We start from the raw sequence: 25400 nt of genomic DNA on the forward strand, positions 1-25400 counted from the left end.
ACTTAACCAATTTTATAAGGCACACTCGTTTTACAAACTTCTTCTGTATTATCTAGTTTTGAGGGAATGATTCCTCAATTAAATAGTCTGGCAGCAATGGCGAGAAGGTCACACCCGTTCCCATACCGAACACGGAAGTTAAGCTTCTCAGCGCCGATGGTAGTTGGGACACGCGTCCCTGTGAGAGTAGGACGTTGCCAGGCACGAAAAGGACAACTTGAAAAAGGTTGTCTTTTTTGTCTTCTTTTAAGAATTTCCACTAAAATATACACAACAAAGCCTTAATTAAAAAGCCTCGAAATTTACCAATCTCTTCTATTTAGAAAATCTAAACCACTTATAAACCTTATGACTTAAAAATAACCCCTCACCAGTAGTTTCCATCGACAAAAATTTTTATTTTTCCCTAAAAATTACTTTTCTTTGTTACAATTAAAGATGGAATTCTAGACAAATTGACAAATTACTTACATATATAGGAAAGGGACAAATAGAATGAATCGATTTTTATTACCTCTTTTAATGTTTTTACCGACTTTTTTACTATTAATCTATTATTTAAGTGGAGGGGCCACCAAGCTTGGTGCAAATGAGTTTCTTGTACTAGCTGTTTTAATTGTTCTTGGCATGATTGCCAATTTCTCAATAAGAAGTAATAACACCATCTTTACATTTTTAAATAAACAGGATGAAGATCTTTCGAAAAATCCAGAAAATAATCAACTTGCTGCAACGATATGGCGAGCATTTAATGATAAAAAAGAAAGAACAAAGACACAGCTCAATATTCCATCGTTTATTGAGGTGTTTATGTCTGAATATCATATTGATAATAAAACAAGTATTGTCAAACGAATGAAACTGATTCATACGTTTGCATCGATTTCCATACTCGTCGGGGTCCTCGGTACCTTTACAGGCCTCGTGATAACGCTAGCTGCCCTTAACCCAAGTGATATTGATAAATCCATCTTAAAGGTGTTAGGCGGCGTCCATACTGCCTTTTTCACTAGTATCGGTGGAATTCTATTTTCCATCGCGATCAATCTTCATTCAAAGGTAAGAAACTCGGAACAATTACTATTGCAAGTTATGTTGAAAGTTGAAAACTTTATTCACCAAAAGGATCAAAAGACGTCTGACTATTATGTGGTCGAGGCCATTGGTGGAGTTAAAGAAGCCGTTCACAATATGGGAAATGCCTTCCTGGAGGTCGCCCTCTTTTCGAAGGAATTTAAAACAGCTACTGATAATTTAAAACAATTTAATAATAATTTTCAGCAAAACACGGTGGCAGTTAGTGGTTTATTTAAAGACATGATGGCCATTACTGAATTGTTTAATCAAAAGACCGCGTTAATTCATGATGATTTTGAGAGAATGTTTACTTATTTTAATAATCAGCACAATCTTAATAACGAAATTAAGATGACGTTTGAAAATACAGCCCATGACATTAAGTCGTTTGTCGCGAACCAAAACAATGTGATTGATGGTTTTATGAAAAACAATTATAACTTACACAATTCATATAAATCGTTAGTGGATAGTTCACAACAGGAGATCCAACAAACTTACAAAGAAATGACCAACTTTTTCGAAGGTACAACTTCTCAAATTTCTCAAATTGTAACTCAAAATGAATCACAAGTAGATATGCATAAGCAACTGACTGAATCGATCTATAAACAAATTAAAAAAGAGCAGGCAGGTCTATTGAAGCAGCTGAAAGAGACGAATTCAGAAAACGGAGAAGTCAAAGACTTATTTAAAGATGCCGTGACGAGTATGGGAAATTATATGAGCATTCAAGAGTCATCTAATCAATCTTTAGAAACGAGCCTAAACGCCCTAAGCAATAATATTAAAAATACAAATGATCTCATCGGTAAACTGGACCAAAGCTTTTCCAAAGGGGCTAAGGAGACACCTGAAGCCTTAAACTCCCTTGAGTCCACTTTGAATGATTTAATGAAAAGTCTAGAGACTTTTTCAGAAAAAATGAACGAAAAACAATATGCAGTTAATCTATCAAAATAGGAAAAGGGTCTGAGCATGAAGGAAAAATATAAACGACTAATCAATGACGGTTCCGGAGAATCGGATTTCTGGCCCACGTTTACAGATTTGTTATCAACCATCCTTTTAGTTGTCTTAATTATCTTTGTCGCGATCATCATTAGTATTAATAAGGAAAGCAAAGCGATGCAGGCAAAAGCGATGGAAAGCCAGACGGAAATCAAAAAACAAGCAAAGCAAATTGCTGAAAAAGAAAAGCAGATTGAGGCGTTATCCTACATTCAAAAGGATATCGTCAAAGATTTAGACAAGGAATTTAAAAAGCAGCATATGGAAATTTTGATCGATAAAGATACGGGTGCAATTAAGTTTAAGGATGACTTGTTATTTGAAAAGGGCAAGGATGTTATTAAGCCAGAATTTAAAAAACAGCTGGATAAGTTTATCCCCATTTATTTTAAGACACTTTACGGAAAGTATAACGACAGTATTGCTGAAGTCGTGGTCGAAGGGCATACCGATGATAAAGGCGACTATATGTATAACCTCGATCTATCCCAGCGCAGGGCCTTCAGTGTCGTGAAATACATTTTAAGTGATGAATTCGGAGATTTTCCATATAAGAATCAGGTAACAAAAAATATTACCGCCAACGGACGGTCTGAGAGCCAGTTGAAGATCGTCAAAGGCAAGGTGGACCGTGCACAGTCGAGGCGGGTTGAGTTCAAGTTTAGGCTTAAAAATAGCTATTAAGGAAGCAAAACCCCAAGTGGGAAGTAGGTTCCTTCGAGTATAAGTATGTCCAGGGAGCTGTGAAAATGGCTGACATTAACCAATTCAAGATCATTAAAGAACTATATACTGGTGAGCAATTAACCGTTTATCAAGTGGAAGATCCAAAGGACGGAGAATCAGGAATCCTTCGCTTGATCCATCAGTTGCCGCTTCGTGATGAGTGGAATCAGTTGTATCGTGAGTACGAGGCGAAGATTACCAATTATAAGCACCTTCCAACAGTGAAGGTGCTAGATGTATGGGAGCGTAAGCCCTTTGTTGTGATGGAAGGAAACGAAGGAAACTTTTTAGAAAAAGAGCAGATGCTTACCGGGAAACAAATTGATCAGTTCGTCGATGCTGTCGTATATTTGCACAAACATGGAATTCTTCATGGTAAGATCAATCGATTTAATATCTGGATAAAAGAGAATGGCGAGATTATCTTATATGGCGCAGGTGAGAGAACCGTTTTTCAACCAGATAGTAAAATAACCATTCAGGATGACCTCAAACAAGTGCTATCCATATTAAAAAATCATTCTTCCCTTGCTGAATCGCATTTTGAGGGGATAAGCTTTGAAAACATCGAGGAACTGCAAGGGTGGATTCTAAGGAAATTAGCGATTCCCAAGCCGGGATTAGTGAATCTAGGTGAATCCTCAAAGACCGTTTTTGAATCAGCTATTCATGAGAAAAACAATAGGGAGGAGCCAGAGTTAGTAACACCTGCGCCTGTGCCCCCTAAAGAAAAGCGGAAATCCGGCTCATTGTTTATAGGCATTGCTGTAGCTGTTTTACTTATAATCGTCATCTTTTCCATTAACTTTTTAAAGGGTGGAGCGGAAAAAAACTCGATTCAAGCGAGCGAAAGTAAGCAAGAAACAGCTGTGGAAAAGGACATTCCAAAGGTGAAGGCAGTGGAGAAAAAAGATCAGGTTGATTTAAGTCAATTCACACAAGTAGTTTCTGGCTGGGATCCAATCAAACATGCTTCCATCAAAGTAGCAGGTCATGAATATACTTTAGTTGCCGCTGCCCAGAAACAAGACGATTCATCAGGCAAGGTGAAAGTTTTTGTTTTATCCCAAGGCAAGAAGGTAGGGGAATCGCCTGAGTATAAAGGCAGTAATTCTCCAGAACCAGCATCATATATTGATTCTTTCCTAACCACCACATCAGAAAATGGACAAAAGGGTCTGCTAGTTTTTGGATTACCTGGTGGATTAGGAATATCAGAAGTTATTGCATTAGAGGTCCAAGCAAGTGGCAGTACGAAACAGGTATGGAGTGACTATGGTACTGAGGTTAAGCAGAGCAAAGATGTTATCAGCGTTACAGGGACAGAATTGTCCAATCTTTCTTTGGAAAATAATAAGTTTACCTTGGTGAAAAAATGAAAAGTAACTCCAATGAGGGCTATTGGCGACAAAAATTAGATAAAAACAGAGAAAAGTGTGTCCAATGTCTAGTTCCCCAAAATCAACAATAAAGGTTTCTACAAAAAAGGAGCATCCCACCATGGGAATGCTCTTTTTTGCGCTATTCTTGGCTGTCACTTATTGGGTCTGTAAAAGGGAATTCGTAAGCTACTTCACTTTCACCATGTGTTAGCGTTAGTTTTTTAGTAGCTAATTGTACATCTGTAATAACCTCCGAGTTGTAATTAAGCGGGAGAGGTTCCAGGGTTTCATTCTTCATGTCAGATTTAATAGAGTATACCCACAGATAAGATTCTACTGTTTCACTATTGTTAGCAACTAATACGACTTCATACGTTTTATCACTTGGATCAAAATCGTACTCCGTCCCAACAAGCGAGAATCCTACTTTAAGTTGCCCATTTTCAAAGGGGCTGGCTTCCGTTTCAGTTTTCAGATCCAACTGGAAATTCCCCTCTTGTCGATCAGTCAGGCTTACCCCTTGGGCTTGTCCAACAATTTTTTCAAATTGTTTTCCATCAAGAGGCAGACTAAAGTTCTCACCGTCTACTTTTTCCTCAGATAACTGTTTAAATTGGTCTAAAGAAACAACATTCTCTGCTTTCTTGACCGTCTTTTCCACAGCCGGTGTCGATGCAACCTTTTTTGTAGAATGTTTATTGGAATATAAGTCCACTCCAAACCAAGCTGCACCGCCTGCTCCGCCAAGTACGACTACAATAATTAACAGTTTTACCCCATACTTTTTAAAGAATTTGACAAGAGGACTTGCTGTTTCTGTTTCAACTTCCTTCAAAAAGTTCTTAAAGCTGCTCTTTCGAATTAACTTCAATTCTTTATTGTACTTTTTATTCCGCCAAATTGATTTTGGATCGGAAACTAAATAGCTTCGTAATGCACTTCGATAGGGTACGTCAATTCCAACTAAATTTGAATGATCCTTAATAAAAATCATCATCGTTTTATCATCGCTGTATTGGATTAAGTGTTTAAATAGCATCCCATAATCTACTTCACCATGTTCTGACCCAAATGCAATATTTAGAACTGGAATCTGCTCGGTGGAAACCTTGACCTGTAATAGCTGCTGCAGAATCTCCCGCACCAGTTCCCGGCCCGATCTTGATAACGATTTAAGCTGATTAGGACTAGCCTGAGATGGCATGCTGAGCACCTGGTATAGGGCATCAGTCATTAGATAATTATCTTTTGCCTTGCCATCCTTCATATCACTCGGGTTTATCGGTTGGTTGAAAATTTTACCGAATGTCATGATATCCTGAGTTGTCAGCTCTTTTGGACGAATATTATCTAACATCGCCCATACTGAATTCCTAAACATCTTTTGTTTAAAATTGAGAAAATCCTTGTCTGCCATATCCACTTTAAAGTCCTTGATGGCAAGAACCGAGGTGAAAGCATTACTTTCCTGTTTTAACGAGGCTTCAATTTTAGTAATCACTACCGATTTAAACTTTTCGATAGATAAAAGGTATGGTGAGCTAAGCATTGATTTGAGCTCCCGCAGAATCTCTTCGACTCGAATGATCCGATTGAACCGTTCATCCAGATAAATCTCAAGGAGCCTGTCATAGTTGGGATGCTCATTAATAAACATCAAAATCGCTTTATAAGAGCGATTGTCCTGTTCAACCAATTTCCAGAGCTTATGGAAAAGTTGAGCATTTTGATAATAGTTGAGTGTTTCTAGTATGAACGAGAGAGCCTCATCGCTTCGTACCATTTGATTGATGGACACTACAGCGTGAATGTAATCTAGAGCTGTTGCAGGATCGCCTGCATATTTTTCCATCGCTAGGATTTTTAAAAATAGCTCAACCAAAGGCTGTTTTTCATCACTATTAACCTGAAGAAACTTCTGCAAACTATTTAAAAATCCTAGTTTATTTTCTTTATATAAGGCGTCATCGTGACTATTAAGTGTTTGATAAAGGGAGGTCAACTGATAGTAGCTCGCTACCGCTAGTTTCTGCTCCTCAGGTAAGCCTGATAACGCTGTTTCTGCGAACGCAAAGAAATCGTCCATTCGCTTCGATTGGGAAAAATGGTTGAGTGCAAAGTCCAGATACTCATGCTTCTGACCAGTAATATTGAGGCCAGAAATCCTATCATTTGCAAAATCAAAAATGAATTGCTTTTCAATCGAACGATCATTCATGTTTAATGTACCTGGCTCATAAAACATCACATGGATATAGTTTTTACTCTCTGGTTCACTTGAAAAGGTCATTGCGCCTAATTTGCGGCGGTGTGCATAGGGCAAATAAAGATAAATTAACTCCAACAGTTGAAGTGCAGCCTTCGAATATTCCTGCAAAGGTACATTTAATGAGATAAACACCTTTTTCTTCCCAGCAATGGACGACATGACTGCAAATAATAGTTGTTTAAACTGATCTTCGCGAATTCCTAATTTCCCCAAAAGAGTATCTTTTTCGGCAAGAACATCCATATCATCATATCCGGTTTCTTCCAATTCCGAAAGAACATGGCCTTGCTCGATTTTATAGGAAGTCTGAAAGTCATTTATTTGAAATAGCTTTTCAGGATGTTTAATCCATTCTTCCTTTCGGTTTGGCGGGAGTACATAGTTATGCATGAAATAAGCGCTGCGCTGACCCGTAAAATCAGCAGGCACAAATACAGATTGACCAATGACCATGTCACCGGTTTCCGGCTGAAATAGTGTAACAGTTTCGGGGTAGAGGGAACTGTCCTTTTCGCCACGTGTTGTTAAAGCCTTTGGCGATTGATAAATGCAAAAGGGATGTAAATATTTTTTCACAAATGACTTATCCAAGCCTTCGGAAATAGCAATGGTATCATATCCGTCCGTTGAGAGGAATATTCCGCCCCGTTCCCTGGTATACATTTGTTGTTGAATTAACTTTCCGGTCACTGCACATGTCTCCCTTCTATATAGCCCAGCTTATACATGAGCCAAATAAACGGTTCATCCACACGAATCGGACTAATTATCCCACTAACTTGTCGATCGACTGGATTGCTTCCGAGGGCAGACACGGCAAAATAGGAAGCCTCGTTAAAAAAAACATCAATGGAACCGACGAACGGAGTATCTACCTTTGATAGAAATCTTCTAATCTCTCCATTGATATTCTCGTATTCATCCAGGTTAAGGTATTCACTATGTGTAACATTGTGGAACACATTGCTATTAGAACGAATATATTCACCCTCGTCGGAACTTAGGGTATACAATAAATCACTTTTTGTCAGCACGACTGCAGTCGGAATATTCGTTTTGTTGTTTTCCTGTTGGGAAATGAAATCCTCAAATAATGCGACAACAACCTCGCGGGGTTCACGAGCAAGTCCAACTATCTCCCCCGGATTTTCACCCATTTGATGAAGCATTTTCTGACGGATTGCTCGAATTTGCATTGGGTCGACTAAGAATAAAATTCCCGCTGAATTTTTGATATGGGGAGCATGAAGTTGAAGATATTCTTGTTCAGTCATACCCTCACCAGCTACATCAAAAAATACGAGTGTCAGTGGTGCTTTGTCTTCATCTTTAAACACAAATTGGAAAATAAAGGGTTCTTGACGCTTTGTCGTAGCGGTAGCATCAAGCAAATTTCCATTTTCAAATAAAGGAATTTCATAGTCATCCCTGAATCTTCTGCTAATCGCGTTATTAAGCGGAATACATGCCGCATTAAAATTATTAGCTGTTACATGCTGCAAGGTATGAATGAGAGACGTAATATAAACAGATTTCCCGACGGAAGTGGCACCGACAATGGAAAGAATATTACTTGGATATTTACCTGCTGTAACGGGAAGTTCGTTATGGCACCCTGGGCAAAGTCGCTTTCTCGTCACAACCGCGTAGTTATCAGAAACACCCATAAGTACACCGTTGGAGTAAATCTTATTTTCATCTGGAATCGTCGAAGGATAAACAATCGCCTCAATTTCATCAATTTCGGCAAGCCCAAATTTCTTCCGATAATCGTTCAATTCAGGATCTTCCTGAAGGTTAAATAGCTCATCATCATCACGATAGTGTGCAGCACGGAAGACGACATCTTCATGATGAAATTTTGAAAAGCAGTAGGGGCAGACAATATCATAAAAAGGCAGTCTGGTAGGTTCTGGCTGCTTTTTTTCAAACATTCGTTTTAATAGTCCAAACATGTAAGGTCTCTCCTTATTGTGGAATCAGTTCAAAAATTTCAGCTGATTTCCTTCCATTACTAAAAAAGATTCTAATATATTCATCCTTGCCTATTTCCTTTTCGAGCAGCTCCGTTTTTCCAGGTGGGAAGTCACGAATAAATGGGAAGACGGTTCCATCTTCAATGGACATGGGAGGACTGCCCGTTTTTTTAACATAAACTAACAGATCTTTATCAAGCACGATTTCTGTCATGATGGACATGCGAACTCTTTTTTTCGGCTGAAGGAATTTATTTTTATAGGTAATTGAAAAATAAATCTTTGCCTTCGATCCCGTTATATAAATGAGATTGTTATCGTTTTCCTGACTAAAAACAGCCAGCTTTCCGTCACATTTTTTGCAGGGAAAGATGCGATAGGCGTAACGGCCAATCGCATCCAGTCTGCCAACATATCCATGATTGGCTTTATATTCCTCGCGGGTATAGAGTTTCAAATCCTGCTCATTGATTTCGCTAACCGGTTTTACATTGTCTGAGGACGCTTTATAAATATAGACAAAGTCGATATCTTTAGACCAGAACCAAGTTAAGTGAACCTCTGAATCTCTTATTGTCTTTCGTAAATCCTTTATTTCATAGTCAGGGGAAGCAAGGGTTTCCCAGTTCACCAGAAATCACCCACCATCTTTTCTAATTGATACGGAGAGGTCCAAGCCGCTCCTGAACGCCGTCCATCAAAATCCCTTTTTAAAATGATCCCTTTTTGATGAATTTCTTTTTACGGAAAAATTGGACCCACTGGTGTTACGCGGCGCACTGCCCGAAAACTTTTCACGAATCGGAATAATCAGCGTTCCAAGACCAGTTAACACAGTTAAGAGAATATCGGCAGCGAGGCGGTAAGAAAATCCTGACTGCAGGCTATCTTGCAAACCAAGTTCGAGTACCAATCCTGCTAATAGTCCAGCAAACACCCCAGTAATAGCATAGCTTTTCGCTAAATAACGGTTGTCGAAAATTATTCCAAGCGCGAGACCAAACAATCCGCCGATTAACGTGATTAAGACCACTCGGAGAATGGCGAGATAGGTGCTGTCTTGAAACAATCCGTGTCTTTGGGTCACAAGCAAACGGTCCTGGTTTTCTAAGTAAATTTTTTCAAATACGTTCGTTAATTCATTGGCATTTTTTACATCATAGAAGGAACCACCGGTACTTGATGCAATTAATTTAAGTAATTGGGCTCCTCCTTTATCAATCTTGCTCATCCCAATCGTATTTATGACAATGTCCTTATTCTGGTATGGCTCTACCACTGCATCAAGGTCAAGTTCGCTATAACCATCTGAGAACAGAATGACCATTGGTTTTCGTCCATTTTTTTTGTGGTCATCAATCTCTTGAATAGCTGTGTCCAAGGCGTTGCCAATATCGGTGTTTCCTGTAGCTTGTAAACGATTGATTTGCTCGATCGCATCGGTGCGTTCTTGTTTATCACTGACGTTAAACATTGATTTTGTAATATTAGCATCATCGTTAAAAGAAATAACGGAGGCACGGTGGGTCGGCTTCATATTGGATATGAGCTTTCCGGCAGCCTTCAAGCTTTCGTGTCCAGGGTCCGTTTCATTCATGCTGTCTGAAATATCCATGACCATCACGATATCGTCTGGCGGTTTGATATTTGAGAAATTAAGAGAATATAAGAATTGAAATAAAAGGCCGGCAGCAAATAGCATGACGAGAGTGGCAGGTACCAGCATCTTCCAAGAAAGGCCCGAGTATTCCAAGCGCCAACTGCGTCCATTAATAATCGGACTAATTAACTCAGCACCTAAGCAGAAGAGACCTGCGATCAGGGCTAGCTGGCCAAAATAGGCGCCCATTAAAAGGATATTTGGCCAAACGCCATAATAGGACTCGATTAACCATTCACCAAGGATAGCACCTAGAAGCCCGGAAATGATACTAAAAACAAAAAACAGGATACTAAATTTTCGAACAGGCATGTTCAAATCTCCTTAAAATATAAATTGGGTTTTCTAGTACATTGCTAAGCGGGCGTTTCCGCTTTGGAGTGGAATTCGTATCCTTTTTCTGTGTAGGCCTTGTAGTATCTTTCCCCTCTTTGGTAGTACATTAAGTCACTTAGCTTAAAGCCGCCCATCAGGGTAAGCTTTTCGATCCCGCTGCTATTCTTCTCATGGGCACAGCCCACCTTAAAATGGCGTGTTTCTTGTTCTTTTTCTAAAGCGAACTTCATGAATTTGCTGTGAAAGTCACCGAAGAAGTATTTTTCTTCATAGCGGTGTTCCTGTTTGTAGTTAAAAACTTCAATATGAATCGATGAATTTTCGCTTAAGCGCGTGTTTAATTGCTTGAACAAATCCTCTTTGGTTAGAACGTCTTGATTATCATAGTGCGTCATAACATTCGCCCGTTCTAACAGTTCATCTTCAAAGCTGCGCTGGAAATCCTCTTGGGTCAATACCTCACGATTACAGACAAACAGCAATCTTTCGATCAGGTCGGTCGCTCCGTTTTCAAGGAATGATAGCAGGTTTCCAAAAAAGCGCTCATCAGAAAAGAAATGAGGACCGCGTTTTTCCTTTAGCTTTGCTGTTACGCTGCTAATCATTTGTCCATAATATTCAGCGATATTTTTATCTAAATACTCATCCGAATCATACAGACTCTCCGCAGCTGCTTGTTTCAATAAAGATTCCACCTGATCGACAATCTCTATTTTCGCGCGCAGATACTGGTGGTTTTCTTGTAATACTTCAAGATATTGCTTTAAGATGGCTTGCTTTACCTCAAGTTTGACCATTTGATACTTTAAACCGTAAGCTTCTTCAAAAAAATACTGTAAAAAGCTAGTTAGGTTTTTCTTGTCTGAAAATGGGAGATAGCTTTTTTTAAAATCACAGCTATCCACGATTCGATGATAGAGCTGCTCGAGCCGTGCTTCAGCTTCTGCTCGTTCATTTTTGGCTTCACGAATCATTTTATGAATTTCATCCAGTATGCTAATATTCGGGCCTGTAGAATCAGAGGTCCATAAATAGGCGCAATATAACCCGTATTTTTCATTATTAATCACGTTTTCATGGAGGCATCGCTCAATATGTGCTTTCAAGTTCATGGTTTGTAAATGCTCACTGACCGGCTCTTTAAAGTTAGTATGGAAAAAGCGTTCCGTACCACCTTCATACAGATGCTCTTCTGCCTCCTTGACAGACATTCTTTTTACCGTTTGATAGGAATTGGACACTCCCATCATGTCATTCATATCCACGAGCTTTTCGTCCGAAGGAATGATGTCATGATAATATTTCTGGAAAGAAGCCTCCGTCAACTCAAATAAGCCGAGTACATTTTCGCGTTTCTCGGAGCTGGCTGCTTTTAATGATGTCAGCAGTTCATGGAAAAAATGGCTAGCCGCATGAAGCGCAATCGCTTTATTGGGGCGGTTCACCTTGGAAAAGCCAGCTGAGGCGAATACTGGTTCCTCGGAGTTTCCTCTGAAACTACGTTTAAAGTCCTGATGATTATAGCTGTCCATCTTTTCATGATAATCTGTAATCATTTTTCGGTTTTTTAAGAGATTTAGATTGCTAATAATTTCGTAGTTTTGCTTCCCGGCATCACTTGAAATTAAGCCATCTTCATTTTTATCGCTTAACAAATACACCATATCAAAGAGTGGGGAAGGAGGGTGAACGACTGGCAGCCGCAGATCTTCTTCCAACTGAAGTTCTTTTTCAAAGGTGTATTTATCGTGTTGAAACTGATTTAACTCATTAAAAAAACTAATCCCCAGTGAAGTGGAGAGAGCAAAATTTTCACCATCCTGCTTTTCCTTTATTAATCCATACAAATCTACTTCCACTTGTCGAAAAGACTCTTGTAAAATACTTTTTAACAGCAAAGTAAATTCTTGAATCAGGATATTTGCAGGGTCATCGACGGCCGTCACCACACATAGGTTTAGTTTAACTAGTGAGGAATAGACCTTTCCATACTCAGCAATTTTTGACGAAAGTTTACGGAAGGTTTTATTTAGTTCAATCAGCAAATTCTCATCCTGATAAAAGGCCTCGTAAATGCTTCTGCGAATGGTTTTGGGATCAAACTTATTGCCTGGAAGTTGAATGGATAACACGTTATCGTGGCTGATGGTATTGGTTTGATAGGCATGGAAATATAACACACCCGTGCTGTTATGCCATTTTTCTTCATTAATACTCATGATGGATGTCATGGCTTCCTTGACTGAATCCCCTAGAAATAAAAAGACAATGGGATGGTTTACACTGCGCTGCTCGTTTTCCTCTAATGTCATTTTTTCCAGCTGGTTTGAAAAGGTGTTTGCGTATTTTTGTAAGAGTTCTTTCAAAGCTGTTTCCCCCCGTTGAAAACATTCCCCTATTTATAAAAAAATGGGTGTGATTAGAGGCGGCCACATGCAAAAGCTGCAAGTGGCCTAAATAGTAAATGTGTAATAAGTCTTTGAACGATACGCCGCTAGACGGGCACTTCCGCTTTTCTTAAGAGTTTAATTGACGGAGCATGTCATTAACCTTGAGCATCATTTCTTTATAGAAACTGTATATTTCTTCGCCATTGACTAAATCCTGGTAATCGTAATCAAGGGCTTCTTTTTCCCTTGAATAAGTTGCAGCCATTTCCTCTAAAGCAGTAACAAGTTCGTTCGTGTTTTCTTGGTTTATCATGTCATTGCTGCGACGATCTGATTTCTTTTGCAGTTGATCCATTTTCTTTTGGCTCAATGCTTTAAAAGCATGATAGAGTTCATAATCAACAAACTTCGTTGTCTTCATTAAATTCACAAATGGTTCCCATGCATCTTCTTCAATCTCTTTATCGTACACGTATAAGGCGCCGCGTTTTCGTATCGTTTTTGTATAAACGGCTTGAATGAATTGAGTTAAAGAAACCTCTTTTTCCTCTTGTGAGGCAATATATTGCTCAATCTCAGAGATTTTCTCTTTGATTAAGTGATACTTTCTAACTTCTAGTTTTACTTTTTCGATGAGTTTAGGTGTACGGATGAGATTTTCTTTTGCCAATTCCAAGTTGGTGCTGTCGAAGATATCACTCACACTGTCGGACTCCATGCCGCCGTTAAACATGTCTTTAAGCTGTCGAAGGATTTGCTTCAGGCTGCCAAGGGTTGCTTTGTTTAACTGTTTTGGATCTATATCGTACTGAGCAAATAAGTCCGAAATGTTCATCTCTTTTGTAAAATGACATTCATAGCGAGCACTAGTACTGTGATCGGAATTTTTCTCCGTAATGACTTTAAATTCCATCGCTTGTTCAAACATAGAACGGATGCTGGCATTGTATTGCTGTACGCGCTTGTTGCGGTACGTATCTCCCCATGATTCTTCAGGAATCGGTGAAGGGAGGTAGGCCCAGTTTTCTTTATCTGTTTGGACAAGGTGGCGGCCAGCGCCTTCTCTTTCTAAAATCGTTTTTTCATAGGACTCCTCATAAATGGAGAGTGGGGAGTACGAGAACAGTGGAATACCATTTTTTGTGTTTAACCAGAAGATCCGATTCTTCAGTTCACTCTCTTTAATGGTGAAATGAGATTCACTAATCGAATGCTTTTGGTATTCCTTAACTCCTTTTAAAATATTAGGAGCCTTTACTGGAACGGATACAAATCCCCATTCTGGGAAATGAAGTGCACCACGACCGTTATCTAAATGGAACACCGGTGTTGCATCACCATCAAGTCGTGCAGCAATTTTGTCTTGGATGATTCGATCAATTGGCATATCTTCGCCGTGTTTAAGCCTTAAAAAGTCTTCCATTGATTTCGTAATCAACTCGCCAAACTGGTCGCTTAGGAATTCTGAAACGGTACCTACGATATCGATATCTGATTCATTGACCCAATAGGATGACTTTTCGAGGAGCATTTCTGACCATTGCTGGACAAGTTGTTCTCCATCCTTTGAATTGAACATGCTCTCAATTTCACGGGCCACATCCGGTACACTGACTAAATGCCAGTAATAGGTGACATTATCTTGTTGTTTGACTTCCTCACCATTCACAAGAATATTGGCGTTCTGTTCAAATATCCCTCTAAGTGCATTGAGGATTTCTTTATAGACCACATAAATCTTGTTGTTTTGACTATTGATTAGCTTATATAGATCTTCATAGAATTCAATCATTTCTTCCATTCGTTCTTTTTCGGCGCGAAGATCATACTCATTCAACTTGGACTCGATATAGGCATTCTTTTTCTTTTCCTTAGATATAAATGCACTTCTCGCATCTTCAAGTTTATTGTAGGTATACTCCTCAGCCGATTGAATGGCTTTAGGCATACGTTCTAGACGTTCGCGTAAGCTTTCTACATAGGTTTGCAGGGTCGTTAATAAGCAAAACCCGTCCTTCTGGTAGATTAAACGTGATGCGTAGATAGGGCCTTTTTTGGAATTTAAAAACATTTTCTCAATTTGCCGGCGGAATTCTTCCATGATTTCGCCTGGATGCTGCTTTTTGCATTTACGATACTGATCTTTTGCTTTTAAAAGAAACTCTCTGTCTAATTCATCATTGATATTGGTTACCGATGTTTTGATGACATTGTTGTAGGAGAAACGGTCACTATTCTCATAGCCTGAAAGCGGTTCTGGTACACGTTCATTAAAGCGTTGGTGGACGGAATCAGGGTCAATCCGCAGTTTTTCAGCAAATTGCTCCACATCTGATTGCTCAGGACCTGCTTCAAACATATTATCCATTTTTTCAAACAGCTTGTAGGCGATGTAGGTTGTCATTTCTTCCAGTGGAATTTCTGCCATGGAAGCGCCGATAATGTTGTATTGATAGTTGGCTGGATATGGCTTATGCATGCCGGCAATATTGGATCTGATATTGCTGATATAGTCATGGATGGCAAATTCTTCGCCTGATCCTTTATCTTCACTAGCCATAAAGTTAGTAATATTTTCAGCTGTTACATTCATGCAGTAATCGTAGGCATTCTCAAGCCATTTTCCTTCAGTATTCGTACCTGATATTAAATGGCATAGATTAAACGGCGGCACTTGTGAGTTCACGGTTAATAAATTGCCGTACTTCTGAATAAAACGTTCATTTCTTTCATCACAGTTCATCCAGTAGTCGAGTTCTTTTAAGGCAGCATAGCCGTTTTTCTGGATGTATTCAGCCGTATGGTGGTTGATTCCTTTTTTTGATAGATTCACGTCAGGTGTGAAAAGGTAGCCAAGGATGCTCAAACGGTCGACACCTTTTGCCCCAAATTTTTTATCCATGATTCCTCTAATAATGTAGGCTATATCTAAGTAACAGCCACTGCCAGTCCCACCAGAAAGTCCGGTAAGCAGGAAGACGTATAATCGTTTTCCAGACCCTTCAAGTACGGCATCCATTTTGTTTTGGATGATCGTTACAACCTGATTGATTTTTGTAAACATGAGCAGTCTGCCCGCTTGGCGTACGCCTGAAGCCCCGCTGATTCCATCCGTTATTGACAATTCGGGTGATAACCAGTCTTTGATATAAGGTTCAATCGTGCTGCGATTTGAAAGAACGCTGCCGATTTCTGGGTTGGAAAGCAGGACGAATTCTTTATGAGGGTCAAGGCCAATCCCATTATATTTTTTATTACGATCATGCTCATTCGTTTCAAATGCTAAAAACTCAATGTTACTTGGTTTATCTTTCTTCTTTTTTGATAAAGGATCTTCTGGAAGTTTAAAACGACGGTTAACTTGGTACTTGAGTCGTAATAGGGCATCAATCCCTGTACCGCCAAGTCCAATGACAAGCATCGGATTGTCAATCGTATCAACGCGGATCTTCTCTGATATAATCCCGCCGCCATGGGCGACTTCCAACTGTGATATATGCTCTTTAACACTTGCTTTCATGCAACTATTCCTCCCTAGCTGTGAACTACTAATATATATAGACGAAAAATAAATTGATTAGGATTCCTTTTTCGGTGCCTGACACCGAAAACCGCTTAGCTTATATATTCAATATAAATGGACTTATTTACCTTCTTTAACACAATGCGAAGACGGTCATTTCGTTTGATCTGCTGACCTTTCTTGGCATCGATTGCCCGGCCGCTTTTTTCAATCGTACAGTCCGAGTTGTTGATCAGCAGGAGCGAATCACCGGCATGCGGCTTGAAGATAATTTGATTGGTTTCAGTGAATTCAGGTTGCAGTCCGAGCAGTTGATGTAACTGGATTTTCCCTTTAAAGCCTTTTAATGGCTTGTATTGTGGATTCGAGCGTTCACCGGTATCCTCATCTTTTACTTCTACCACCATTTGACCACTAAAACCTTGCTTTTTCCTTAACAGGAAGTAAGCAAGTACGGCGAGAAGGAGTGCACCAATCACACAGGCAATGACATAAAGCCATGGAAACGGCTTTTCATCTTCTGTGTTTGCAGGCTTGGCAGCTGCTGGTGTTTTCGCTGTTTTTTGCACCGTTATTTTTTGCGGCTGCGTTTCACGGAAAAAGCTATTATCTTCCGCTTTTACCAATACTTCATAACTGCTTGAGTTTCCTAACTTAAATTGACCCGAAAAGCCTTGGTCATCAACTGATAAGCTTACTTCCTCGGTTTTCCCTTGATCGAGATCTTTCACATATAGAGTCGATTTCATTGATTGATAAATGCTTTTATCAGCGATAGGTGTACCATTATCTTCAAAAAAGGAATGGATCTTAACTGTTTCGCCCGCCTTGTAACTTTGCTTAGCAAGTTTATCTAGCTTCAACTGTAAATCATAATTGAAAACAAGGTTGATATCGATTTTGTCCTTTGCTACCCCTTTAACCTTCAGTGTCCAATCTCCCTGAACTGGTTTCAGCAGTTTGACCATAGAGTAGGTCTTTGATTTTGAAAGTAGGACTTGGTCTGAAGGGATGGCGAGCTCTTTCCCTGAAGGATCAACGAGCTTAACCTCTACTGGATGGTTGGACATTAATGAAATGTTGGCTTCTAATACATTGTCATTGGGAACATTTATTTTGATATCTTGATAATCACCATTACCTACTATTTGGTTAATAGGAACGATTTTTAATTTTAAATGGTTGGCAAAAATTTCACTTAGGATGCCTGGCAATTTATCGGCAGAACTTGCTTCAAAGAATTCCCCATTCGTGCTCTTGGCCACGTTTGTGAGAACCTGTTTATTTAGCTTGCCATTAGCGTTTAAGCCAATCGTGTAGATTGGGTATCCTTTAGCTTTAGCGGCGGCGACTGCTTGGTTTAGGTCTTTTTCCGCTTGCTTTTCGGTTTTGGACTTCTTTGGGTCTAGTTCGTTATTCCCATCGGCAAGCAGCACGATCAATGGGTAGTAACCTTGCTCATGACTACTATCTAATACGTTGACGGCTTCCTTAACCCCAGTTGATAAATCGGTGTACATATATTTTTGAACGGAGTCGATGAACGACTTTAGGTCCTTCTTATCCTGTTCTGACTTGATTTTGACAAGCGCTTTTTCACGCATGACTTCGTCAGCGTAAGCGATGGCACCAATTTTATCGCCGTTAAAGGAGGCCATATCAATGAACATCTTCATCGCTTCGTTACTGATATTCTTCGGGTCGCTGCTCTTCATGGAATTACTCACATCAACGACAAGCATTCCCTCAATTCGAGAAGTGGAATTTAACGGACTTGCAGCGTGTACATTATATAAGGACATATTCCAGATTAGACACGCAACTACGATTAAACTGCTGATACATTTTCTTAACATCTGTGTGCAACCCCCACTGCATTTTTCCTATTTCGGGTAATAATTACATTTTTTGCATTGTACTACTATTCTACCACTGTTCCTAATATACACCCAAACAATTATTCCCTAGATATATTATAATTCTACTATTATAATATAAGATAATGTATTTACTGGAAAACATCTGGGATTATTAATGGATAATTAGTTTTCATAAAAAAATAATCTCAAAAGGGGAAGTAAAATGTACGGTTTGGTATTTACTAGTCTTCTAGTTTTAATCCTTTGTTGGAAAACCTATAAATTAATGGAAAATAAGCGAAATAGCGGTGATTTTGAAGGTATTGATGATGAATTAGTTATCATGCTGAATGAAGGTGATTCGATTGGCTAAACAGGCCGTCCAGCTCTCCAAGAAAAAAAGAACGAAATATCGATTTCAAAAGGTAAAGATGTGTAAAAAATGCAACCGTTATTCCGTTTTAGGGGATGAAAAATGCCAGAATTGCGGTTCGGATTTTATCGAAATTGAAACGCTCGTGAAGTCGATTTTTAAAAACCGTTTATTTACGGAAGCGATATGGATCTTAATGTTTGTTTGTGTAGGTATTTTGGCTGCTCCAACGGTAAAAATGTTATATTACTCGTTAATTGCCGGGGTAGTGTTTGTAATTGGATATGTCATTCTTACCTCCATCTTCATTAAAAGTGAGTATTTCATGCAACTGAAAAAACTACTTCGAATCGACCTTAGAAAAATTGCCGCAGGTATTCAATATGACAGTGAACTTGCCAAAGAGGATGTTCATGCTGAGAGACTGGCCCCAGCATATGAAAAGCTCCGCGATATTGGCGATTTTATTGCGAGTGATCGGGTGAAAATCCGCCGTATCATGGTCTTAAATGAAATCGTTCTAAGAAGTGATATGGAGCTTGAACTAGAACCCCTTATTCCTTCATCCTATGATTCGAATTTTGTAAAATATGCGCTTGAGGTGTTAAAAATTAATCGGACGCTTTTTACGAAAAAGTGTATTGCCTACTTTATTAAGTATCGTGAGGCCATTGTCAGCGATTTTGGAATGGATTCACTCATTTCTGTGGCCGGCTCAGCGTTACGAATGAAACTGTACATCCTAGAATTTTCAGAGTTCATCGAGGAATTCCTTGAATATTTCCCAAAGGACCGGTTCTTGCGACTGTGCAGTATAATCTATTCCAACCCGGAAGTTGATTGGGGCAGTCTAGAGGAAAAAACCAAGCGTTTAGTTATGGTGAAGTATCATTACGATCCTGATTTCAAGCAGTTCGTATCGTAGAAAGGATCTTACTCAATATGTTTAAATTTACCGTTTATCGAAAAGTGAATATGTCCAGGAATTTTTTCTTGTTAATGCTGGTTATCTTGCTTGGGCTGGTTAGCGCAAAAATCGTTTTGGCACATGAAAAAATTGACACCTACAATGAAGCAGTAAAATTATTTAAGTCAGGTGAATTAGTCGCTGCAGAGGAAAAGTTCCATGCCGCAAAGCTAAATGTTTCTGTCACTGACCATAACAAAGACATCAATTTCATGCTATCCATTCTGTCTCCGATACGTGAAGTCATGGAAGATCTAGATGAAAAAGCGGCTGATTATAATGAAGGAAATGACCTCGACAACCTCATTAAAATATACGACCGTTGGAAGGAAAGCGAGAAAAAGTGGGTGTCAGGCACCAATGTTCAAAAGGATATGTACGGGGAAATGGTGGCGTTGACGAAGTTAGATACGGATATGAAGGGTTATTTTTCCACGATTAAAAAGGAAAATCTTGATAAATTAATGAATGAAACGGCTAATGACATTTCTGAGGAGGAGGAGATATTTACCGTCCTCAATAAGATTCCAGCAGAATATTACGGCAGTCGTTTGTCAGCTAAGACAGAAGCGATCCAATCTTCATTCAAAAACTATTACGCGGCAAAGATAAATAAAATGGTTGAAACTGGCACAGTCTCATCGATTATTGACGAGGGGAGCAGGCAGTTTAGTGCACTAAGAATATTGTCGTTGGATTCTAGCTGGCTTGAGCAAACCCTTGATTCGAACTTGTTAAGGATTGTAACGGCTGCGATCGATAAAAAGGATTATGGCGCATTCACCGAAGCCGCAAATTCAATCAAAAAGTTAGAAGCGAATATGAATGGTGCCGATGTATTTGCTTATATTGAAAAAACAACCTCTGATCTAATCGTTAAAGCGGAGAATCTCACAGAGGCTAATAAATACGAGGATGCAATCAGGATCTATGAAGCATTAAAACCACTAAAGGACACGACTGAATCAATTGCGAGTGCCAATCTTGCTTGGGATAAATATGAACCCATTCGCGTTTTAAAACGTCTGTATCCAGGAAAAGAGTTTCCGAACGTTATAAATGCAAAAAACAAATGGGGCGCAGACAGCGTTGTTGCAGCAATTTCCACGGACGGCGGCATATATTTTGGCAAGCTTACGGGAGAGGAAGCAATGGTTGTAACCGAGGGGGCGATCGAAGGGGCAGCGTCCATTAATAAGTTGGCTTTTAATAGTAACTTCAGCACTTCTGACAATCCAGTCCTTTATATTGAGGCAAAGTCATCCGAACGGAAGCATCATTATATAGCCTATGAAGTCAATGGCGGTTCGATGGTAAAGATCCTCGATGTGGAAGCGGATAAGCTAATTTTCGAATCAGAGCAAGTATTGGTTGTAGATAATCCTGTTGGACAGGGTGAAGGGGAGCTCGCTTACTTCGAATCCGATGGCAGCGGGGAATATCAATTTTCTAGAATAAAGGTAGACTATGTTGATATACAAGTCACAGATATAGCCAACTATTATGGGAAGAAGGTTCGCTTCACTGCTTTCGCAGATACAGTCCAAAATGGAGGGGCCTTGGTAACCTTATCGGAAACCTATAACAATAGCACGGGACTATGGGAGAAAACGTATTTGTTATTAAAGGGAGATTCCGATTTCACAATCTATGAGAATTATACCGTCATTGGTACTTTCAATAGTTATGAGAATATTACCGACGAAAACGGGGAATCTGTTCGCGTGCCCGTTTTTCAAGTAGAAAAAGTCGAATAAATGAGAGAGGACCAAACAAGGGCTTTTGCTGATGTTTGGTCTTTTTTGAGGGCTTTGTTAAACTTGGCCGTTGATTTCCGCTCCAGGCGCTTCGCTTTCCGCGGGCGGTCCGGGGAGCCTCCTCGGCGCAAAGCGCCTGCGGGGTCTCCCCTGCCCCGTCCTCCCGCAGGAGTCTTCGCGCCTTCCGCTCCAATCAACTTAGGCTTTAAATCAACAATGTCCTTTAACACAGCCTTTTAAAAAAAATAAGCCAGTCCCTAAAGAGACCGGCTTTTGATTATCGATTATTCTTTACTCGAGATTGTAATGAATTTATTGAAGATGCCAATCGATGTGACTTTTCCCAGACCTACTTCGGAAAAATCGGTTTTGTAGACCGAGAAAATAAAATAATCCTTCTTCGTTGTTCCCGCATCAAAAATGGATTTCCCAGCTACAGATAATAATCCCTTTTCTATCAGACTCGAAGATTTATCCATTGTTTTGTGATTGGCCCAGTCGATATAGGCAGAGCGCTCAGGATTAGTGGCTGATAGAATAAAAATCAAAACGATTAAAACAATGATCGAAAAAAGACGTCTCATAGTAACATTCTCCTATCTCGTAATTATTAATTGTAAATTTTTATATAAATGGGTATAAATTAAAAAAATCCTTTTGTAAATTTTAAAAGGAAAAGCTTGATTGGTTTTTGGGACTCTATCAAACTTTTTATTTTTATTAAATATATGTTTCGATCGTTTGGAGTAGAAGACTATCGGTAAATTATTTATGGTAATAATTAGGAATCATTATTTTCGTGATATTTACCTAGCAATATGTTAAATTATTACTAATATATTTTTTTGAAAAAGAGGGGATCATTTCGTGACGAGAAAATGGAAGTGGACGATTGCTTGTTTCTTTTTCCTGCTTTTTTTTAATGCGTTCGGGATCATTGCAGTAAAGATATTGGGCAGGTAAGGGGAAACGGGATTTCTCCGCCAAATTTTTCAGGTAGGGAATGATGAGAATGATAACGAATTTAACAAAACCGATTTCAAAAAAGCTGCTATTTGCAATGATCATTGTAACCATCGGGGCAGAGGTTCTTCTTTATCTTACTCGTTACAGTTCTATGGCCAGCACCTTATATGATGCCGTCATGGTGTCCTCCTTTTTTATCGGTTGGAAGCTTTACCGGAGGCTTGGGAATCAGCAGGGTCATCAGAAAAGCCCGCGCCAGATCATGCTGCAATTCACTGGTGCTTTTCTCATTTTCTTCTTTGGAAGTACGATTGTTAATGTGTACTCTAGTATCACATTTGAGGATTTTAATGAGGATTATGATCAATATGTTCAAGACTATACGGAGTCGCAAGCCTTTGATGTGGAAGATGGAGTGGATGCAGGGCTTCCGGACGATCCAATCTGGTCCATTTTTGAAAAGGTAGATACAATTGGATATGATCTATATAACGACACATTGGCTGGCCTGGAAGAGGTTTGGCGGCTAGCTTATATCATTCTACTGCTTGTGGTATTTAAAAAAGTGTTTCCGCGGCGCTGGGAGAGTGGCAAAAGAGATGTTTTTCTAATGGCTGCGCTGTTTATCACCTCTATTCTTTTCGGCATAGACCATACGCTCGATACGGAGCAGCCATGGGCGATCCGAATTGGGGCGATTGTAACCTTCGCAAATATGGGATTGATGTTTGGAATGATCCTATTATGGACCCGGAACCTTTGGCTAACAGTTATTGTTCATGCTTTATACGATATCACAGCAACTCTTTCATGGTACTATATCGATTATGCGGTCGAATATTTCACCCTTGGTGTTTTAATTATTCACCTGAGTCTCTTTATTATAGAAAAAATACACCAAAAACGATTAATGAGCCAGTTGGCGACGGTTCAGGAAGGTCAAATGGCAGAATTGACTCAAAGTGTAGAATAAAAGGAAAGAGGTTGCCGGGTGAGTCCGGCAACCTCTTTTGTCATTTTCCTACATCATAAGATTTTGATTTTATCCAGTACTGTATGGTTCCATTTTCTCTTAGTATGTACTTAATCTTTTCCTTCTCAAAACCTTTGTGAGTCCAATAGCCTTTTATTAATAGAGAACAGGCTACAATCAACAGGAGAATTGAGATGATCATAAACATCCACTTTTTAAGAGAATGGCTTTTACGGGGAATAATAGTTTTCTCGTTGTGATAGACAAGGGCGTTAATCTGCAGCTCTTCAAGCTCCTGCTTCACTTTTTGTTGGGCGGTAGTCAGCATCTTGCGGCCCTCCAATGAACCTAGAATGATTTGAAACTATTAATATCCTACTACAAAAAGAGACAATAAATCCATATTTTATCCAATTTTTTCTACATTAAGTAAACAATGACCATCAACCCCAAAATAATTGGTGGTATTTCCCGAGAAATGACGTTATTTGGGTTATTGATGTCGTTGTGGTGTCAGGCACCATGATTCAATGGATATTCTATTTTTTTATGGTGAATTTTGTTTTATTATGATGTGAGAAGTTTGTAATAAATTGCCGAAATATATATATAGTTAATCTTTTCTATTAAAACATTAATTATGGTATTGTAGTAATAAATGGAAATTGCAAGGGGGATGTACTTTTGTTTAAACGTTTTCTAATTGGATTTATTATTTTATGCTTGGGATTTTCAGTTTTTCCCAACGCCCAAGAGGCTGAGGCTAGTACCACCAAGGAACAACTAATTATTATTAACAAAAAGGTTAATAAACTCGCATTTTACGACAATGGTAAATTAATAAAAACATACAGGGTGGCAACAGGAAGAACTTCAAGACTCACCCCGGAAGGAACTTTTTACATAAGAGAAAAAATTGTAAACAGACCTTACTATAAAAAACATATTGCTGGCGGCGATCCGCGTAATCCATTAGGAAACCGCTGGATGGGTTTAAGTAAAAAAGAGAATGGCGGATATCCGTACGCAATACATGGTAATAATAATGAAAGTTCGATTGGAAAATATGTCTCTGGCGGATGTATCCGGATGCATAATAATGAGGTAAGGGAATTGTTCAGTAAGGTAAAGACGAGGACGAAAGTAATGATCGTTTCCTCGAAAAAAAGCTTTAATCAGTTAGCCGCACCATATTACAATAATATTGACATTAAAGCTCCTGCGGTTCCAACGGTTTATACTGTTTCAGACAAAACAATTGAAGTATCCGGTAAAACAGAAAAAGGAGCAACAGTCACTGTTGCGATTGGGTCAAAAAGGTATACAGCAAAACCTGCGGATTCCAAGGGAACATTTAAGGTCAAGATTCCGAAACAAAAGGCTGGCATAAAATTATCTTTTACTGCTAAAGATAAATCTGGAAATATCAGTAAGGCTAAAACGGTTGTTGTGCTTGACAGAACGGCTCCAGTGGTTAGCGGAGTAAGTAATAACCGAGTTTACAACAAGGATGTTACCATCTCCTTTAAAGAAGGAACAGCTTGGTTAGATGGAAATCGAGTAAAAACAGGAAAGGTTGTTACTTCAGAAGGAACACACAGAGTTGTGTTAACTGATGCGGCCGGCAACAAAACAATTGTTGTTTTTACGATTGATAGAACAGCGCCAGTAGTGAGCGGAGTAAGTAATAACGCATTCTACAACAAGGATGTTACCATCACCTTTAAAGAAGGAACAGCCTGGTTAGATGGAAATCGTGTGAAAACAGGAAAAGCTGTTACTTCAGAAGGAAAACACAGAGTTACGATAGCTGATGCTGTCGGTAATAAGAGAACAGTTGTGTTTACAATTGATAAAACAGCACCAGTGGTTAGCGGAGTAAGTAATAACGAAAGCTACAGCCAAGATGTGAAGATCTCTTTTAATGAAGGAAAAGCAACATTGGATGGAGTAGCAGTGAAAACAGGAACAGTTGTTAGTGCTGAGGGAACACATACATTAGTGGTAACTGATGCGGCCGGCAACAAGACATCTGTAGTGTTTATTATTGAAATAGCAGAACCAATAACAGAACCTATGACAGAACCTATGACAGAACCAATATTGACTTAAGTTTTAACATTTCATTAAAACAATAATAAGTCCCAAGTGAGTT

At 39.2% G+C, this 25400-nt stretch carries 17 protein-coding genes and 1 rRNA gene; 9 read left to right on the plus strand and 9 right to left on the minus strand.

Translation table 11 applies throughout. From position 1 onward, the window contains the following. The first annotated feature begins 86 nt into the window (after positions 1–86). The 4 genes from rrf to J7E77_RS15005 all read left to right on the plus strand — a co-directional run bounded on the left by rrf (position 87) and on the right by J7E77_RS15005 (position 4193). Positions 87–203 (plus strand): 5S ribosomal RNA (gene rrf / locus J7E77_RS14990). A gap of 292 nt (positions 204–495) precedes the next feature. Continuing rightward, positions 496–2040 (plus strand): MotA/TolQ/ExbB proton channel family protein, encoded by a 1545-nt coding sequence (locus J7E77_RS14995; RefSeq protein ID WP_214715399.1) that lies wholly within the window; start codon positions 496–498, stop codon positions 2038–2040. Positions 2041–2055: 15 nt separating this feature from the next. Beyond that, positions 2056–2772 carry an OmpA family protein gene (locus tag J7E77_RS15000; protein ID WP_214715401.1) on the plus strand — a complete coding sequence of 239 codons (717 nt, stop codon included), beginning with the start codon at positions 2056–2058 and terminating at the stop codon, positions 2770–2772. Positions 2773–2837: 65 nt separating this feature from the next. After that, a complete protein-coding gene (locus J7E77_RS15005) occupies positions 2838–4193 on the plus strand; it encodes a protein kinase family protein (protein ID WP_214715402.1) in 1356 nt (451 codons plus the stop codon). 142 nt (positions 4194–4335) lie between these two features. On the opposite strand, the gene J7E77_RS15010 is transcribed toward J7E77_RS15005, so the two are convergent. From J7E77_RS15010 to J7E77_RS15040, 7 genes are all read right to left on the minus strand, one after another. Beyond that, positions 4336–7155 (minus strand): GAP1-N2 domain-containing protein, encoded by a 2820-nt coding sequence (locus J7E77_RS15010; protein ID WP_214715404.1) that lies wholly within the window; start codon positions 7153–7155, stop codon positions 4336–4338. Beyond that, positions 7152–8420, minus strand: a complete 1269-nt coding sequence (locus tag J7E77_RS15015) for a TRAFAC clade GTPase domain-containing protein (RefSeq protein WP_214715406.1) — start codon at positions 8418–8420, stop codon at positions 7152–7154. The genes J7E77_RS15010 and J7E77_RS15015 overlap by 4 nt, the downstream gene beginning before the upstream one ends. A 13-nt stretch (positions 8421–8433) precedes the next feature. Further along, positions 8434–9072, minus strand: a complete 639-nt coding sequence (locus tag J7E77_RS15020; protein ID WP_214715407.1) for a beta-mannanase — start codon at positions 9070–9072, stop codon at positions 8434–8436. Positions 9073–9138: 66 nt separating this feature from the next. Then, positions 9139–10413 carry a vWA domain-containing protein gene (locus J7E77_RS15025; RefSeq protein WP_214715408.1) on the minus strand — a complete coding sequence of 425 codons (1275 nt, stop codon included), beginning with the start codon at positions 10411–10413 and terminating at the stop codon, positions 9139–9141. A gap of 44 nt (positions 10414–10457) precedes the next feature. Beyond that, positions 10458–12803 carry a hypothetical protein gene (locus J7E77_RS15030; RefSeq protein WP_214715409.1) on the minus strand — a complete coding sequence of 782 codons (2346 nt, stop codon included), beginning with the start codon at positions 12801–12803 and terminating at the stop codon, positions 10458–10460. 151 nt (positions 12804–12954) lie between these two features. After that, positions 12955–16347, minus strand: coding sequence for a tubulin-like doman-containing protein (locus J7E77_RS31940; RefSeq protein WP_214715410.1), 3393 nt, complete (start codon positions 16345–16347; stop codon positions 12955–12957). A gap of 95 nt (positions 16348–16442) precedes the next feature. Beyond that, positions 16443–18206 (minus strand): vWA domain-containing protein, encoded by a 1764-nt coding sequence (locus J7E77_RS15040; RefSeq protein ID WP_214715411.1) that lies wholly within the window; start codon positions 18204–18206, stop codon positions 16443–16445. 226 nt (positions 18207–18432) lie between these two features. On the opposite strand from J7E77_RS15040, the gene J7E77_RS15045 reads away from it, so the two are divergent. Genes J7E77_RS15045 through J7E77_RS15055 form a run of 3 tightly spaced genes read left to right on the plus strand, consistent with a single transcriptional unit; the run spans position 18433 to position 21306 of the window. Beyond that, positions 18433–18582, plus strand: a complete 150-nt coding sequence (locus tag J7E77_RS15045) for a hypothetical protein (RefSeq protein WP_214715412.1) — start codon at positions 18433–18435, stop codon at positions 18580–18582. Next, positions 18575–19507 (plus strand): hypothetical protein, encoded by a 933-nt coding sequence (locus J7E77_RS15050; protein WP_214715413.1) that lies wholly within the window; start codon positions 18575–18577, stop codon positions 19505–19507. Before J7E77_RS15045 ends, J7E77_RS15050 begins: the two co-directional genes overlap by 8 nt. A gap of 17 nt (positions 19508–19524) precedes the next feature. Next, on the plus strand, positions 19525–21306 hold the full coding sequence (locus J7E77_RS15055) for a hypothetical protein (RefSeq protein ID WP_214715415.1): 1782 nt from the start codon (positions 19525–19527) through the stop codon (positions 21304–21306). A 284-nt stretch (positions 21307–21590) separates the two neighbouring features. Here the strand turns inward: J7E77_RS15055 and J7E77_RS15060 are convergent, their stop codons facing one another. Beyond that, positions 21591–21890, minus strand: a complete 300-nt coding sequence (locus tag J7E77_RS15060) for a DUF4359 domain-containing protein (RefSeq protein WP_214715416.1) — start codon at positions 21888–21890, stop codon at positions 21591–21593. Between the two features lie 428 nt (positions 21891–22318). On the opposite strand from J7E77_RS15060, the gene J7E77_RS15065 reads away from it, so the two are divergent. After that, the gene (locus tag J7E77_RS15065) at positions 22319–23245 is read left to right on the plus strand and encodes a CPBP family intramembrane glutamic endopeptidase (protein ID WP_214715417.1); all 927 of its coding nucleotides are present in this window, start codon (positions 22319–22321) and stop codon (positions 23243–23245) included. 40 nt (positions 23246–23285) lie between these two features. On the opposite strand, the gene J7E77_RS15070 is transcribed toward J7E77_RS15065, so the two are convergent. After that, positions 23286–23573, minus strand: a complete 288-nt coding sequence (locus tag J7E77_RS15070) for a hypothetical protein (protein ID WP_214715418.1) — start codon at positions 23571–23573, stop codon at positions 23286–23288. A gap of 356 nt (positions 23574–23929) precedes the next feature. Between J7E77_RS15070 and J7E77_RS15075 the strand changes: the two genes are divergently transcribed. Beyond that, on the plus strand, positions 23930–25357 hold the full coding sequence (locus tag J7E77_RS15075) for a L,D-transpeptidase family protein (RefSeq protein WP_214715419.1): 1428 nt from the start codon (positions 23930–23932) through the stop codon (positions 25355–25357). Positions 25358–25400: the final 43 nt, after the last annotated feature.

The sequence above is a fragment of the Bacillus sp. ISL-77 genome (assembly GCF_018613105.1).

What these genes read in the sequence shown, in the direction of transcription:
- J7E77_RS15060 (WP_214715416.1), bottom strand. Translation starts at nt 21,890, where the DNA reads ATGAGACGTCTTTTTTCGATCATTGTTTTAATCGTTTTGATTTTTATT.
- J7E77_RS14995 (WP_214715399.1), top strand. Translation starts at nt 496, where the DNA reads ATGAATCGATTTTTATTACCTCTTTTAATGTTTTTACCGACTTTTTTA.
- J7E77_RS15070 (WP_214715418.1), bottom strand. Translation starts at nt 23,573, where the DNA reads ATGCTGACTACCGCCCAACAAAAAGTGAAGCAGGAGCTTGAAGAGCTG.
- J7E77_RS15065 (WP_214715417.1), top strand. Translation starts at nt 22,319, where the DNA reads ATGATAACGAATTTAACAAAACCGATTTCAAAAAAGCTGCTATTTGCA.
- J7E77_RS15040 (WP_214715411.1), bottom strand. Translation starts at nt 18,206, where the DNA reads ATGTTAAGAAAATGTATCAGCAGTTTAATCGTAGTTGCGTGTCTAATC.
- J7E77_RS15015 (WP_214715406.1), bottom strand. Translation starts at nt 8,420, where the DNA reads ATGTTTGGACTATTAAAACGAATGTTTGAAAAAAAGCAGCCAGAACCT.
- J7E77_RS31940 (WP_214715410.1), bottom strand. Translation starts at nt 16,347, where the DNA reads ATGAAAGCAAGTGTTAAAGAGCATATATCACAGTTGGAAGTCGCCCAT.
- J7E77_RS15025 (WP_214715408.1), bottom strand. Translation starts at nt 10,413, where the DNA reads ATGCCTGTTCGAAAATTTAGTATCCTGTTTTTTGTTTTTAGTATCATT.
- J7E77_RS15000 (WP_214715401.1), top strand. Translation starts at nt 2,056, where the DNA reads ATGAAGGAAAAATATAAACGACTAATCAATGACGGTTCCGGAGAATCG.
- J7E77_RS15005 (WP_214715402.1), top strand. Translation starts at nt 2,838, where the DNA reads ATGGCTGACATTAACCAATTCAAGATCATTAAAGAACTATATACTGGT.
- J7E77_RS15055 (WP_214715415.1), top strand. Translation starts at nt 19,525, where the DNA reads ATGTTTAAATTTACCGTTTATCGAAAAGTGAATATGTCCAGGAATTTT.
- J7E77_RS15045 (WP_214715412.1), top strand. Translation starts at nt 18,433, where the DNA reads ATGTACGGTTTGGTATTTACTAGTCTTCTAGTTTTAATCCTTTGTTGG.